Genomic DNA, 13793 nt, shown 5'->3' with positions numbered 1-13793 from the left:
CGATTTCTGCCTTAAGCCGCTTGCGAGGTTTCTCCGCCGGTGATCAGCGTATGCAGGGTTGCGGGGTCGGAATTGGTGCGCAGCTTTGTACACAGCGCCTGATTGCGCAGGGTGCGCGACACCAGCGCCAGCGCTTTCAGATGGTCCACCCCGGTATCGGCGGGCGCAAACAGGGCAAAGATCAGATCAACCGGCTGCCGGTCGACGGAATCGAAATCGACCGGTTTGTCGAGTTTCAGGAATGCGCCGCTGACCTGGGTCAGATCGGCCAGCCGGGCATGGGGCAGGGCCACGCCCTGGCCTACACCGGTGGGCCCCAGGCTTTCACGTTCCTGCAACGCATCAAAAATGCCGGCCGTGGGCAGACCCACCAGGCTTTCTGCGACATCTGCAAGCGTCTGCATAAGGCGTTTCTTGCTGGTAACATCTGAAACAACCTTAACACCCTCCGGTTTCAGGAGCGTCGGCAAATTCATCTCTGATCCTATCCTTGCACCCGTTCCGGCGGGCGCATCCGGTTACTTTTCAGAACGGGGTCGATCCACCCGACATTTCCGTCTTCACGGCGATAGACCACATTCACTCCGTCATGTCTTTCATTCCTGAAAACCAACAGCGGCGCGCCTGCAATCTCCATCTGCATCACGGCCTCCCCAACGGAGAGAGACGGGATTTTGGTTTCCATCTCGGCCACGATGACGGGTTGCAGGGTTTCGGGTTCTGCAACGTCGCTGTCTTCCGATGCGGCGAGGATATAAGACGATGCGCCAAAAAGTTCAACGGGTTGTGAACGCTCTTTGTGATGGTCTTTCAGACGGCGCTTATACCGACGCAGCTGCTTTTCCATCTTGTCGCAGCACGAATCAAATGCGGCATAGATTTCGTGGGACGAGGCTTTGGCCGAAGCTGTCAGCCCGGTGGACAAATGCACACTGGCCTCGCAGACATGTTCATGCCCGCTGCGCGAAAAAATGACCGTGGCATCGGTGGGCCGTTCGGCATATTTCGACACCGCCACGCCAAGGCTGTCTTTCACATGAGTCTGAAGCGCGTCACCGATATCGATCTGTTTTCCGCTGATTTGGTACCGCATATATCCTCCGAAAATAGGTCAATAAGGCCGATCACGACAGTATCGTGGAAGGCTTTAATCGCATGTTTACGATGTTTGGATGGGCCATGCCTTTGCTCTGTGCGCGGCCAGGGCTTACGCGGCCCTGGCGTGACACCAATGAGGAATCGGCATTTGCGAACATCCCTTATATCTGGCGATATTTTGGCGGGGTCTGTCAACGCCAAGCAGATGTGGGAAGGGGTGGCATATCGTGGCAACCGCCCAAAACGGCCAATGTGTAAGCGGTCCGGCGCCGAGTGTCTTTTGGCTTTACCGACAGATCAGATTTTCAGGTCCGGGCGCATGTCGCAGGCAAAAGGCTGTGAAAAATTCAAAATCAACCGAAAAGCGGTTCAGCTGATTCGGAAGCTTTGACCCAGATAGACGCGGCGCACATTTTCATCCTGCACAACCTCGTCGGCAGATCCGCTCATCAGAATTGTGCCGTCATGCAGGATATAGGCGCGATCCACGATTTGCAGGGTTTCGCGCACATTGTGATCGGTGATCAGAACCCCCAGACCCCGGGTTTTGAGGTCGGAAACCAGCGCCCTGATCTCGCCCACGGCAATCGGGTCAACCCCTGCAAAGGGTTCATCCAGAAGCACATAACGCGGGTTTGAGGCCAGACAGCGGGCAATCTCGACGCGTCGGCGTTCGCCCCCCGACAGCGACAGGGCAGGCGCGCGCCGCAGATGGCCGATGGAAAACTCCGACAGCAGTTCTTCCAGCCGGTCCAGCCGCCGGGTCCGGCCCGGTTCGGACACTTCGAGAATCGCCATGATGTTGTCTTCGACAGACAGGCCGCGGAAGATTGACATTTCCTGCGGCAGATAGCCGATGCCCGCCTTGGCGCGGCGATACATGGGCAGTTGTGTCACGTCCTGCCCATCCAGCGTGACGGTGCCGCCATCCGGCGTGATCAGGCCGGCGATCGAATAAAAGCAGGTTGTCTTGCCCGAGCCATTGGGGCCAAGCAGGGCCACCACCTCCCCCTGGTTCAGTGCCATGGTCACGTCGCGGATCACCGGGCGGCGGCGATAGCTTTTGCGCAGCCGGCTGATATGCAGGCCCTGATGGCCCTCGGTGACTGTCAGTTCCGGAGGAGGTGTCATTGATTGTCATCCCCCTGTTGCAGCACCGTGCGCACACGGCCTTCGACCGTGCCGTCGCCTGTGGTCATATCCACCACCATCCGGTCCCCGGAAATGGCCGTGGGGCCCTGGGTCACCAGAACCCCGCCGGTCAGGGTCATCCGGGAGGCCGCAACCTCATAATTTGCTGCCTGTCCCTCGGCCGCGTCTTCCCCGCGTGTGATCAGCACGCCGCCTGTGGCAACCACCTGCTCAACATCCTGCGACCCGTCTTCAAGGCTGTAGATAACGGTCACTTCACCGGCGGCCATCCGCAGATCGCCCTGCAGGATGATCACATTGCCGGTAAAGACGGCATTGCCGGTGTTCTGGTTCACCGCCAGACTGTCGGCTGTCACCTCAATGGCCTGTGTGGCATCATGGGCCACGCCGCCAAAGCCTATATTGACCTGGGCAAATGCGGCACAGGCCGACAAAGAGACCGCCAGGGCGGCTATTAAAAAAATGCGCATAAAAACCTCAATCTTCCGGGTCATATAGCACCCTGACCTGTCCGTTGAAACTGAGAACCTGCGCGCCATTTTCCTCAGACAGGTTCATATCATCGGCGGTCAGCGTCAAAGACGGGCCGGTGACCCGGACCGGACCGGGGGAAACCATGTTCAGAACGTCCAGCGACATGTGCAGAAGATCGCTTTGAAGCCGGTATCCGGTGGAACTGGTGATATGCACATTGGTTTCCATTTCGGCGGTGCGGCTTGCCATATCCACCCGGGAACGGCCACTGGTCAGCAGGATGTATCCGGTTTCCGATGTCGCCACCCTGGCCTGTACAACCTGGGCGTCGATCTGATCGGGGGCGCCTGCCACCGGTGCGGCGGTCTCTGCGATGAACAGAATTTCGCGCCCGTCTTCAAGCGTTCCGGCAAAACGTGGCTGGCCAAGGCGCTGCTCGCGGGCAAGCTGTTCCACATCAAAATCGGCAAAGGGAATCGCAAGATCAGGGTCGGGGCTGTTTGAAAACAGGAACAGGGTTGAAAGCAGCACAAGCGCCAGAAGCGGCAGGATCACCCTCACCCAGGCAATGGTTTGTGAGTATCGGTTTTCCGCAGCCATGGGCCAAACCTATAGGGGTTTGCATTTGATCTGTATCGAAAACCGTTGCCTCTTCCCTTCGGGTCGAACGCGGTTTTCGACAGGGGTGTCTCACATAAAACGCAAACCGCTTTAATGGGCGAATATGTCGATTTCGGGCCAGCCCGCCAGATCAAGCCGGGCCCGGGTTGGCAGAAACCCGAAAGCGGCCTCTGCCAGGTCGGTTCGTCCTTCGCGGGTCAGGCGGATATCCAGTTCCTCGCGCAGCCTGTGCAGGTACAGAACATCAGACGCCGCATAGGATTTCTGCGCCTCGCTCAGCGTTTCGGCACCCCAGTCCGAGCTTTGTTGCTGTTTCGAGATGTCGATGCCCAGAAGTTCCTGACAAAGGTATTTCAACCCGTGCCGGTCGGTATAGGTCCGCACCAGTTTCGAGGCGATCTTGGTGCAATAGACCGGGGCTGCCAGCGTGCCGAAGGCATGATACATTGCGGCGATATCGAAGCGGCCGAAATGAAACAGTTTCAGCACATCCGGGTCGGCCAGCATTGCGGTCAGGTTCGGGGCGTCGGTCTGGCCTTTGGCGACCTGCACCAGATGGGCGTTTCCGTCACCATCTGACAACTGGATCAGGCACAGCCGGTCACGATGCGGGTTCAGCCCCATGGTTTCGCAATCAATGGCGACAACCGGGCCAAGTTTCAGCCCGTCGGGCAGATCATTCTGGTATGTATGGATGGTCACGGACTGCCCCATTCTTGACCCCCGGTCAGAAAAGGGGTGGTGCCCAGGAGAGGACTCGAACCTCCACATCGTTGCCAATACTAGCACCTGAAGCTAGCGCGTCTACCAATTCCGCCACCTGGGCCAAGTGTCGTGAAAGCGGCTGATATCGCGGGGCGAAAGCGCTGTCAACGGGCCATTGGTGAAATCCCGCGCCCCGGGCGGGGTTCAGTAATCGCGCTCGAAAAACAGGCCCAGGCTGCTGTCGCCTTCGGCCCCGAAGCTGCCCCGGGCGGTGATGCTGGGGGTCAGGTCGATATTGAGGTTCACAATGGCACCCTCCTGGCCGCCGACGGTGACATCCGTATAGACATTGTCCGACAGGTAGCGCCCGGCGCGCAACGCGGCGCTGCCATCTTCCGAGGTCTGGATATCCAGATCATCAAGGCCAAGATTTTCACGCAGGTTCGAGAAGATACCGCCGCCGGAGCCGCCACCGGCCAGCCCGGCCACCGCATCGGCCAGTTGCAGCGCCTGAAGCGGCGACAGGCTGGAAATACTGCGGCCGAAGAAAAGCTGCGCCAGCACTTCATCCTGTGGCAGTTCCGGTTCCGAGGCAAACCGCACCTCGGGTGCGGAAGCCGGGCCTTCAAGGATGATGCGGATCAGATATTCGCCCACCCGGCTTTGTGCGACAAGGCGGATGAACGGGTCGAAACTGCCGCTGAGTGTGGCGCTGCCCTCGACCAGATCCAGACGTTGACCCAAAATGCCAAGCCGCCCGCGGATCAGGTCAAACCGGCCATCGGGCAAAGCATTGGCGGTTGTGCCCCGCACGCGCAAAGTACCGCCAAGTTCGGCATCCAGCCCGCGACCGCGCAGGAAGATGCGCCCGGGGGCGCTGATCGTCAGGTCAAGGGCGGTTTGGGAATTCCCGGCGCTGTCATCATTGCGGTCAAGCAACCCGGCAAAGCCCCGGGTGCGGCGCTGGGCGGGGGTCTCATGCAGATGGGTGATGTCAGGGATCGGTTCGGTCGATCCAAGAGAGGATTCGGGCACGCGGATCTCGGATTGGCCGATCCCGATTTCGCCAGACAGCATGGCCGATCCGCTCAGATCGCCTGCATAGGTCAGACGTGCCCGGGGGATCGCCAGTTCATAAAGCTCAGGGTCGATCAGCACGGCCTCATCCAGAGCAATATCAATCCGGGCAGGCAGGCCCGGCGCCGAAAACCCGACAGAGCCGCTGGCCGAGACGCGCCCGCCCGAGCCAAGCGTGCCATCGGTTGTCAGACGTGCGGACCCGTTTGCAATCTCTGCATTGGCGGACAGATGCGCAAGGCTGAGGCCAAGGGCCGGGGCGGCAATGGTTGTGCCGCTTGTGGTCAGCGTCCCCGACATGTTTTCCAGGTCGGGCGTGCCGGTCATCCGCATATTCAGAGCCAGATTGCCACGCACCGTTTGCGGCGCAATGAACCGGTCCGCCAGACCCAGGGGCACGCGCCCGGTCAGGCCCAGATCGACCGCGCCACCCGGCAGGCCGACATCCCCGTTCAATGCCAGAGTGGTGCCGCCCGGCCCTGCCAGATCGGCCTCCGCCACCCAGGGTGCGGTGCCGGTCTCGCGGCTGAGCCGGCCATCGGCCCGGGCCGGACCAGACAGGGCAGAGGTGAAAAGCCCCACATTCCGAAATCGGACCGAGGCCAGTATTTCACTGTCCGCGCTGCTGAGCCGCCCGCTGCCCGCAACGGTCAATTCCTGATTTTGCAGCTGCAACTGATCCAGAACAAGCCCGGTTTCATTCCGTCGCACAGCGATATCAAGCGCGGTTGTTCCGGCAAACAGACCCGATGGCAGACCCGGCGCCAGTCTCAGCCCGGTTGTTTCCCCCGTTACTGTTGCGTCGAAGGCGCCCGACAGGGCCTCTGCCGTCCCCGCAACCGAAAGCCTGGCAGCGCCCGCCAGCCCGTCACCGGCAAATGGGGCAAAGCGGCTTAAATCCGCGCTTTCGGCAGCCAGATCATAGCTTAGATCAAGCCGCGCCTCCGCCAGATCGGCGCTGGCCTGCCCGGTAAGGGTCAGATCGCCCGCAGCCACGCGCAGATCCATCAGACTGACCGGCGCATCGCGTTGCCAGGCGAGAAACGTCTCTATGGTTGCGGTCTCACCCATGACACTGGCGGTGGCATCATCCGTATGGCCAAGCCCCGCGGCATCGGCTGACATCAGCGCCGTGACCGCAGACAGGCCCTGATCGGCCTCGGTAATCTCTCCGCTGATATCCAGCGTGACAGTCTCGGCGGTCAGTTCACTGGCAATCAGATCTGTCAGGGCGAACCTGCCGGTCCAGCTGTTGCCGAGGCTGCGGGTATATCCCACATCCAGCCGGGCATCGCCGATCGAGATGGCGCCATCTGCAATGGGCAGGCGCACCCGGTCGCCATCGGCCGGGTTGATCTGCCCGATCAGCATGAAGCTTTCCGGCTGCCGCGCGGCATTCAGCACCACCTGACCATCAAGCGCGATTGCGGCGGTTTCCAGATGGAGGGGATCAGCGGTCAGCACGCCGGTGGCATCCTGGGTCACACGGGCGATCAGCGACACATCCGGCCCGAAGAAATCGCGATATTGCGGCAGAACAATCGCGGTGACATCACCGGACATATCCAGGGCAATCGTTTGCACCCCGCTGTCTGACTGCGCGATATCCAGATCGCCGGTCAGGCGGGGTTCCCCATCGGTTTCCAGCGCAAAACCGGCCGCGAAATCGGTCAGCGGCCCCTGCCCGTCCACACTTAAGGACAGCGAAGGTGCGCCGGGGATACCCAGAAGGGAGGCGGCCAGCCCACCGGCCTCTTCCTCAAACAGCATGTCAATCACGGCGCTGCGGGTCTCATTCTCGAACCCGGCAGTCAGGCGGAACCGGCCCAAAGGCCCGTCCAGCCGCTCCAGTTGCAGCGCCGCATCGGCGGCGCCATCGGCCAGCGTGGCGGTGCCCTCGACGGTAAAAGCCAGATCCTGACCCAGAACCGGCGCGCCGATCTCGACCCTGTCAATCGCGGTATGGTCTATACGGATGCTCAGCGGCAGTTCCGGCAGGCTGAACGGTGTTGTTTCCGCATCGGGCAAACTGCTGTCTGATTGCGGCAACCGCGCCAGTTCCAGCCGCCCGGCGGTCAGTTCATTCACCTCCAGCGCCCGGGAAAACAACGCGCTGCGCGTCCAGTCCAGGGTGACCTCTTCCAGGGTCAGCCAGATACCGTCTTCATCCGCGATGGTCAGCCGGTCAAGAGAGGCCTGTGAGTTGAGCGCGCCGCGAAACCCCTCGATCCGCACCTGCCTTGCCGCATCATCAGACAGGGCATCTTCCAGAAGCGCCTGCAGGCGACCCCGGTCATCATCCTGGGCGCCAAGGCCGGTCGGGCTCAGCGCCAGCATGGTGATCAGCAATGCCCGTTTCAAAACGCGTGTCCGATGCCGATGTAAAACAACACCCGGTTTCCGGCATCATCGCCGGTTACCGGTGTGGCGACGTCCAGCCGGATCGGCCCGAGGGCGGTGTTATAGCGCAGGCCCAGACCTGCCCCTGCGTGCCAGTCTCCATCCGTATCGCCAAGCGACCCGGCAGAGATATAGCCGCCATCGGCAAAGGCGACGAGCCCATAGGTGTCGGTGATATCGGTGCGGATCTCGGCAGAGAGGCCCGCAAACCCGCGCCCGCCGCTGCTGATCCCGCCCTGTAGCGCACCCAGAGACTGGTAGGGTTGGCCGCGCACGGTGTCCCCCCCGCCCGAGAAAAACAGAAATTCCGGCGGCAGATCGGTGAACGCGCCACCGTCAATTGTGCCCAGTTGCAGCCGCCCTGCAAGGCGGGTCCGGTTTTCCGCCCCGATCCCCAGATAGCCACGGGCATCCAGTGTCGCGCGCAGGCCCAGCCCGTTCCCGGCCCCGTCCAGCACCACAAATGGTGTCAGGTCCAGTTCGGCGAAATAGCCCGCGCGGGCATCCAGCGGGTTGTCGCGCCGGTCATAGGTGGCCCGGGCCGGAAAGGTGGCCAGCAGAACATCGCGATCGCCAAAGGCATCGCTGATATCAGAGGCACGCAACCCGATGCCCAGTTCAACGGTCAGCTCGTCTGACACGATGCGCTCAAAGCCCAGGCTGGTCTCAAACAGGGTTTCCCGAAACGTCGTTTCATCAAGACCCGCAAGTCTGACATCGAAGATCATTGTGGTGTCAGGCCGGAAGGTTGCCGGGCGGCTGAACACACCGGCAAGTTCCCAGTCCGTGCCGCCTGTATCGCCGCCGATCCCGGAAATCTCGGCATCAAACCGCAGCCGTTCGGCCCCGCCCAACAGATTGCGATGCAGCCAGTAAGAGCTGAGCGTTATGCCGTCGGAAGATGAGATTTCAGCGCCAAAGCCAATCCGTCTGAGCGGGGCTTCGACCAGTGTCGCGCCGATATCCATGATCGCATCGGCATCAGGTGTGCGTTCTTCCAGCGCGACTGAACGGAATGTGCCGGTGCGGCGCAGCCTTTGCGCCGCGTTTTCCAGCGTGTCGGGGTCGAAAACCGCGCCCCGGGGCAGGCCCGCGATCTCGACAATACGCTCGGGCCGGGTGCGTTGCTGGCCCTGGGGGATCAGATCCCCGAACCGGATCAGACGGCCGGGCGCGACGGTGATATCCGCATCCAGAACAGCCTCATCCTGCCGCGCGGTGATGGTCTGACCGGCGATATCGGCGGTGGCATGGCCTACGGACCGCCAGCCGGTGATCGCGGCCTCGGCACTGTGGCGCAATATGGGTGTATTTGCGGGTGCGCCCGGGCGAAAGCCCTCGGGCAATTCCGTGCCCGGGGCCAGCGGGCCGATCTCTGCCCTTCCAAGGCGAAACCCGCGCCCGGGCGTGACCCGGATGTCCATCTCCGTGACGCGCGCAGGCGGAGAGAATGGCGACAGGTTGGCCGCCTCGGCGCCATTGATCCGGATGCTGAGCGTCGGGCCGAAATACCCGTATTCATAAAGCACGGCCAACAGGCGGCCATAATCCGCCCGGGCGGCGGCGACCCGGTCCTGAACCGTGGCGGTGTCATCCGCATCGGTCGTGACCAGCAAAGATGCGGCGCGCAACGCATCGCGCAGATCATCAGACCCGTCGCCCATGTCAAAACGAACCTCGGCACCGGCGACACCGGCGACAATCAGGGCGATCGACAAGAAAAATGCGCGGCAGCGGGCCAAGCCCATAATCCCCCAAATCAGCTGAAACCGGTTTTAGCGGTATAAAATGGACAAGACCACATATCCCGACGGGCTTCGGCGGAAATGTGACCCGGCTTGGGACGATTTGCGCCTTGTCCCGTCACGGGGCCGGGCGTATCACCGGAACAACCGGGATAGAAGGATCATCGCCATGTCGAAACTCGTCACCATCTTCGGCGGTTCTGGCTTTGTGGGCCGCTATGTGGCGCGCCGGATGGCAAAACAGGGCTGGCGCGTGCGGGTCGCCGTGCGGCGCCCGAATGAGGCGCTGTTCGTGCGCCCTTACGGTGTGGTCGGTCAGGTCGAACCGGTGCTGGCAAATCTGCGCGATGATGCTTCGGTTGCCGCCGCGATCAAGGGTGCGGATGCGGTGGTCAACTGCGTTGGCATCCTGTCCGAACGGGGCCGGAACAGATTTGATGCCGTGCAGGTGGACGGGGCGGGCCGGGTTGCCCGGCTGGCCGCCGCAGAAGGGGTGGCGCAACTGGTGCATCTTTCGGCCATCGGGGCATCCGCCGACAGTCTCAGCGATTATGCCCGGACCAAGGCCGAGGGTGAGGCGGCGGTGCTTGAGGCGTTTCCGAATGCCGTCATCCTGCGCCCGTCGATCATTTTCGGAACCGAGGATCAGTTCTTCAACCGTTTCGCCGGGATGACCCGCTTTGGCCCGATCCTGCCGGTCGTGGGCGCCGATACGATGTTTCAGCCGGTCTATGTGGATGATGTTGCCGCTGCGGCCAGTGCCGGGGCGCTGGGCGATGCCGCACCGGGTGTCTATGAGCTTGGCGGCCCGGATGTAGAGACATTCCGCGCCCTGATGCAGCGTATGCTTCAGGTGATCCGCCGCCGCCGTTTGATCATCAATGTGCCATTCTGGATTGCCGGCATGATGGGCTGGGGTCTTGACCTGGTGCAGACCCTGTCGGGCGGATTGCTCCATAACGGGATGCTGACCCGGGATCAGGCGCGCCAGTTGCGGCAGGATAATGTGGTGGCCCCCGGGATGCGCGGCTTTGCCGATCTGGCGATCACCCCGATGCATATGGGCGCGGTGCTGGATGAGTATCTGTGGCCCTATCGCCCGGGCGGGCAATATGCCGAGATCAAGGAAAGCGCGGGCAATCTGCGGGTTTAGGCCGCGTCTGCATATGAGCCGCTATGCCGATCCGGCGTTAGCTGTAGGCGATGACCAGCAGGATCACGCCAAGGATCACCCGGTAGATCACGTAAGGCGTGAAACTGACACTGCGCAGCAGGCGCATCATAAGTGTCAGGGCGGCCAGCGCTGCCAGAAAGGCGAAGACGGCAACAATGGCCCCGTCACGGGCGGCCTGTGCATCGGCGGTTGCCATAACCTCGATACCCAGCAGTGCGCCAGAGGCCATAATGGTCGGGGCCGACATCAGCATGGCCAGCCGCGCCGCACTTTCCCGGCCATAACCCAGATACCGCCCGGCCGTGATGGTGATGCCCGAACGTGAGGTGCCCGGGATCAGGGCAACCGCCTGCCAAAGTCCCATGATCAGGGCATGTTTCAGGGTCCAGTCTTCGGTCTTCCGGGTCTCGGGGCCTTTCTGGTCGGCCCAATAGAGGGCAACACCAAAGATCAGCATGGTCCAGCCGATCACAGCCGGCGAGCGCAGCAGGCCATCCCAGCCGGTGAGGTTCAGGATCAGGCCGAAAATGATGACCGGAACGGTGCCGATCGCCAGACACAGGGCCAGAAACGCGCCGCGGGTATCAAGCTTGCCGCGGATCAGGCGGAGCGAGCCAATGGCGGCCTCACGCATATCGGACCAGAAATACAGAACGACCGCGCCAAGCGTGCCCAGATGACTGGCCACGTCGATCACCTGACCCTGATCCTCCATACCCGTCAGATTCGGCAGCAAGATCAGATGCCCGGAGGAAGAGACAGGCAGAAATTCGGTCAAACCCTGGATCAGGGCGACAAGGAAAAGATGAAAAAGACTCATGTGTTCCCTTCCGGCGAATCAATGCCGACAGACTAAAGTGCTGGAGACAAATAGAAAACGAGGTAATAAGTAAGTCATACTGTCTTATTTTTGACTGAAACAGAGAGAGCGCACACGATTTTCACCTTTGAAACCCTTAATAGGTCAGCATAACTGTCTTTTATTGCGCCTGTCAGGGCGATATAGCAGCCCCGTCAGGTAGGAGATGATCCGTGGCCAAGCAATCTATGCTGAAATTCGTGACTGTAGACAAGGCGATGCCCGAAAAGCGCCCGCCGGATCTGCGCAAAGAGGATTTTCAGGAGATTTACAGGGATTACGCGCGTGAAAAGGCGGCGCAGCAGGCCGGGCGTTGCAGCCAGTGTGGCGTGCCCTATTGCCAGTCCCATTGCCCGTTGCACAACAACATCCCCGACTGGCTGCGCCTGACTGCCGAAGGGCGTCTGGAAGAGGCGTATGACCTGTCTCAGGCCACCAACAGCTTTCCTGAAATCTGTGGTCGGATCTGCCCGCAGGACCGGCTTTGCGAAGGCAATTGCGTGATCGAACAATCGGGGCATGGCACGGTCACCATTGGCTCGGTCGAGAAACATATCACCGACACCGCGTTTGAAATGGGCTGGGTCAAGCCGATCCGGCCATTGATGGAACGGTCTGAAAGTGTGGGCATCATCGGTGCCGGGCCGGGCGGGCTGGCCGCTGCGGATTTCCTGCGCCGTCAGGGTGTGCAGGTCACGGTCTATGACCGGTATGACCGCGCGGGCGGCTTGATGACCTATGGCATTCCCGGTTTCAAACTTGAGAAACCCGTGGTGATGCAACGGGTTGAACAGTTGCAGCAGGGCGGTGTGACATTCGTTCTGAACTGTGCCGTGGGCGAGGATATGTCATTCGCCGATATCCGCGCCGAACATGATTTTGTCGTCATTGCCACAGGGGTCTATAAATCGCGGGCCTTGCAGGCGCCGGGTGTGGGCGCGAAAGGTCTGGTGCGGGCGATTGATTATCTGACCGTCTCGAACCGCAAAAGCTTTGGCGATGATGTGCCGCAATTCGACAGTGGCGAGTTGAACGCCGAAGGCAAACGGGTGGTTGTGATCGGCGGCGGCGATACCGCGATGGATTGCGTGCGCACCGCCGTGCGGCAGGGCGCCACAAGCGTCAAATGCCTTTACCGGCGCGACCGGGCGAATATGCCCGGCAGCCAGCGCGAAGTGGCCAATGCCGAGGAAGAAGGTGTTGAATTTGTCTGGCTGAGCGCGCCCAAGGGCTTCAGGGGCGACAGTATCGAAGGCGTCATGGTGCAGAAGATGCGCCTGGGCCAGCCCGATGCGACCGGACGGCAAAGCCCCGAGATCATCGAGGGCGCGGATTATGTGGAAGATGCCGATCTGGTGATCATGGCGCTGGGGTTTGAACCTGAAGATCTGCCCGCACTGTGGGATACGCCCGAGCTGGAGGTGACCCGCTGGGGCACGGTGAAGGCCGATTTCCGCACCCATGAAACGGCCCTTGATGGGGTCTATGCGGTGGGGGATATCGTGCGCGGTGCCAGCCTTGTTGTCTGGGCGATCCGCGACGGGCGCGAGGCGGCCGAGGCGATTTTGACGAAGCTGTCGGCGCCTGTAAGCGTTGCCGCAGAATGAACGGCTCACAGGTTTTCGTCTGAAGAAGAAGATGATGGGCCGACGCATATACACCTGATCCCGGTATGGGACAGAGATGGCAAAAGAGGTTGAAGGTCATGATTGCGGACCAGAGTAAGGCAAGACATATGGGCGCCGCTGTGATGGCATTGGTGGTGCTGTCTTTTGGCGGGGTGCCAACCCCGGTGGCGGCGCAAAGCAGTGGCAATCTGTTCACGCCGCCTTCCGGCTGTACCGCATTTCTGACCGTGCAATCGCGCAGTTGCGTCGTGTCCCATTACTGGACCTGTCAGGCGGACCCTGACGGCCATCTCTGGGATATCTCGATTGGCGAGGATGGGCCGTTCCATCTGTCTTATACGGATCATGAATTTCGCTGGCTGAGAAATTACAGCCTGCGTGATGGCCGGCAATCCACCCTGATCGAACCCGAAGAAGACCCGGCCAGCCTGACCGAGCTGTTTGAAACCGGTACGGATTCAATGATCTATAGTGTGATCGAAGAAGGCCCGAACGGGACATTTCAGAAAGATTACGTTGGCTTTGATGCCCTGACCGGGGAAAGCGTGACCGTGGATGGGCACAATCTGCTGATCACCTCCTTTTCCTATGAATACGAAACCGGGTTCGGCACCCGCCAGGTAAGCGGAAACCAGTTTGTCAGCGAAGACTGGCGGCTGTTTTTTGGCGGAACAGAGACGGTTACAACGCCCGATGGCGGCACGTTCGAGGGCAATCATTCCCCCATGGAGTTTGCGGAACCCGGGGAAGACGGGTTTCTGACCATGACCCCGATCTATGATTGCGGAAACACGATGTCGCGGCTTGATCAGGCGCCTCTGTCAGGGGGGCGTGGATGAGCCGGGTTGCGGGCAGAATAA

Annotated in this window: 12 protein-coding genes and 1 tRNA gene; 3 read left to right on the top strand and 10 right to left on the bottom strand. The window is 61.1% G+C overall.

Annotation, left to right across the window (positions count from 1 at the left end; translation table 11 throughout):
* Positions 1 to 11 precede the first annotated feature (11 nt).
* From E2K80_RS15930 to E2K80_RS15890, 9 genes are all read right to left on the bottom strand, one after another.
* Positions 12 to 476, bottom strand: a complete 465-nt coding sequence (locus E2K80_RS15930) for a PTS sugar transporter subunit IIA (protein WP_135375888.1) — start codon at positions 474 to 476, stop codon at positions 12 to 14.
* 8 nt (positions 477 to 484) lie between these two features.
* Entirely contained in the window at positions 485 to 1093 is a 609-nt protein-coding gene (gene hpf, locus E2K80_RS15925) for a ribosome hibernation-promoting factor, HPF/YfiA family (protein WP_135375887.1), read from the bottom strand.
* Between the two features lie 374 nt (positions 1094 to 1467).
* Complete coding sequence (lptB, locus tag E2K80_RS15920) at positions 1468 to 2229, bottom strand: LPS export ABC transporter ATP-binding protein (RefSeq protein ID WP_135375886.1); 762 nt, start codon at positions 2227 to 2229, stop codon at positions 1468 to 1470.
* A complete protein-coding gene (locus E2K80_RS15915; protein WP_135375885.1) occupies positions 2226 to 2720 on the bottom strand; it encodes an LptA/OstA family protein in 495 nt (164 codons plus the stop codon). The genes lptB and E2K80_RS15915 overlap by 4 nt, the downstream gene beginning before the upstream one ends.
* 7 nt (positions 2721 to 2727) lie before the next feature.
* Complete coding sequence (locus E2K80_RS15910; protein WP_135375884.1) at positions 2728 to 3324, bottom strand: hypothetical protein; 597 nt, start codon at positions 3322 to 3324, stop codon at positions 2728 to 2730.
* Positions 3325 to 3435: 111 nt separating this feature from the next.
* Positions 3436 to 4047, bottom strand: a complete 612-nt coding sequence (locus E2K80_RS15905; protein ID WP_135375883.1) for a ribonuclease D — start codon at positions 4045 to 4047, stop codon at positions 3436 to 3438.
* 37 nt (positions 4048 to 4084) lie between these two features.
* Positions 4085 to 4171 (bottom strand) — tRNA-Leu (locus E2K80_RS15900).
* An 83-nt stretch (positions 4172 to 4254) separates the two neighbouring features.
* Positions 4255 to 7488 (bottom strand): translocation/assembly module TamB domain-containing protein, encoded by a 3234-nt coding sequence (locus tag E2K80_RS15895; RefSeq protein WP_135375882.1) that lies wholly within the window; start codon positions 7486 to 7488, stop codon positions 4255 to 4257.
* Positions 7485 to 9275, bottom strand: coding sequence for an autotransporter assembly complex protein TamA (locus E2K80_RS15890; RefSeq protein WP_135375881.1), 1791 nt, complete (start codon positions 9273 to 9275; stop codon positions 7485 to 7487). The genes E2K80_RS15895 and E2K80_RS15890 overlap by 4 nt, the downstream gene beginning before the upstream one ends.
* 166 nt (positions 9276 to 9441) lie before the next feature.
* Between E2K80_RS15890 and E2K80_RS15885 the strand changes: the two genes are divergently transcribed.
* Entirely contained in the window at positions 9442 to 10425 is a 984-nt protein-coding gene (locus E2K80_RS15885) for a complex I NDUFA9 subunit family protein (protein WP_135375880.1), read from the top strand.
* A 37-nt stretch (positions 10426 to 10462) separates the two neighbouring features.
* Here E2K80_RS15885 and E2K80_RS15880 read toward each other — a convergent pair whose 3' ends face one another.
* Positions 10463 to 11266, bottom strand: coding sequence for an undecaprenyl-diphosphate phosphatase (locus E2K80_RS15880; protein ID WP_135375879.1), 804 nt, complete (start codon positions 11264 to 11266; stop codon positions 10463 to 10465).
* Between the two features lie 212 nt (positions 11267 to 11478).
* Between E2K80_RS15880 and E2K80_RS15875 the strand changes: the two genes are divergently transcribed.
* Complete coding sequence (locus E2K80_RS15875; RefSeq protein ID WP_135375878.1) at positions 11479 to 12912, top strand: NAD(P)-dependent oxidoreductase; 1434 nt, start codon at positions 11479 to 11481, stop codon at positions 12910 to 12912.
* A gap of 98 nt (positions 12913 to 13010) precedes the next feature.
* Complete coding sequence (locus E2K80_RS15870) at positions 13011 to 13772, top strand: hypothetical protein (protein WP_135375877.1); 762 nt, start codon at positions 13011 to 13013, stop codon at positions 13770 to 13772.
* Positions 13773 to 13793 lie beyond the last annotated feature (21 nt).

The sequence above is a fragment of the Rhodophyticola sp. CCM32 genome (genome assembly GCF_004751985.1).
Lineage (GTDB): Bacteria > Pseudomonadota > Alphaproteobacteria > Rhodobacterales > Rhodobacteraceae > Rhodophyticola.
The sequence above is the reverse complement of the archived record's forward strand: the minus strand, read 5'-3'. Positions and strand labels throughout refer to the sequence as shown.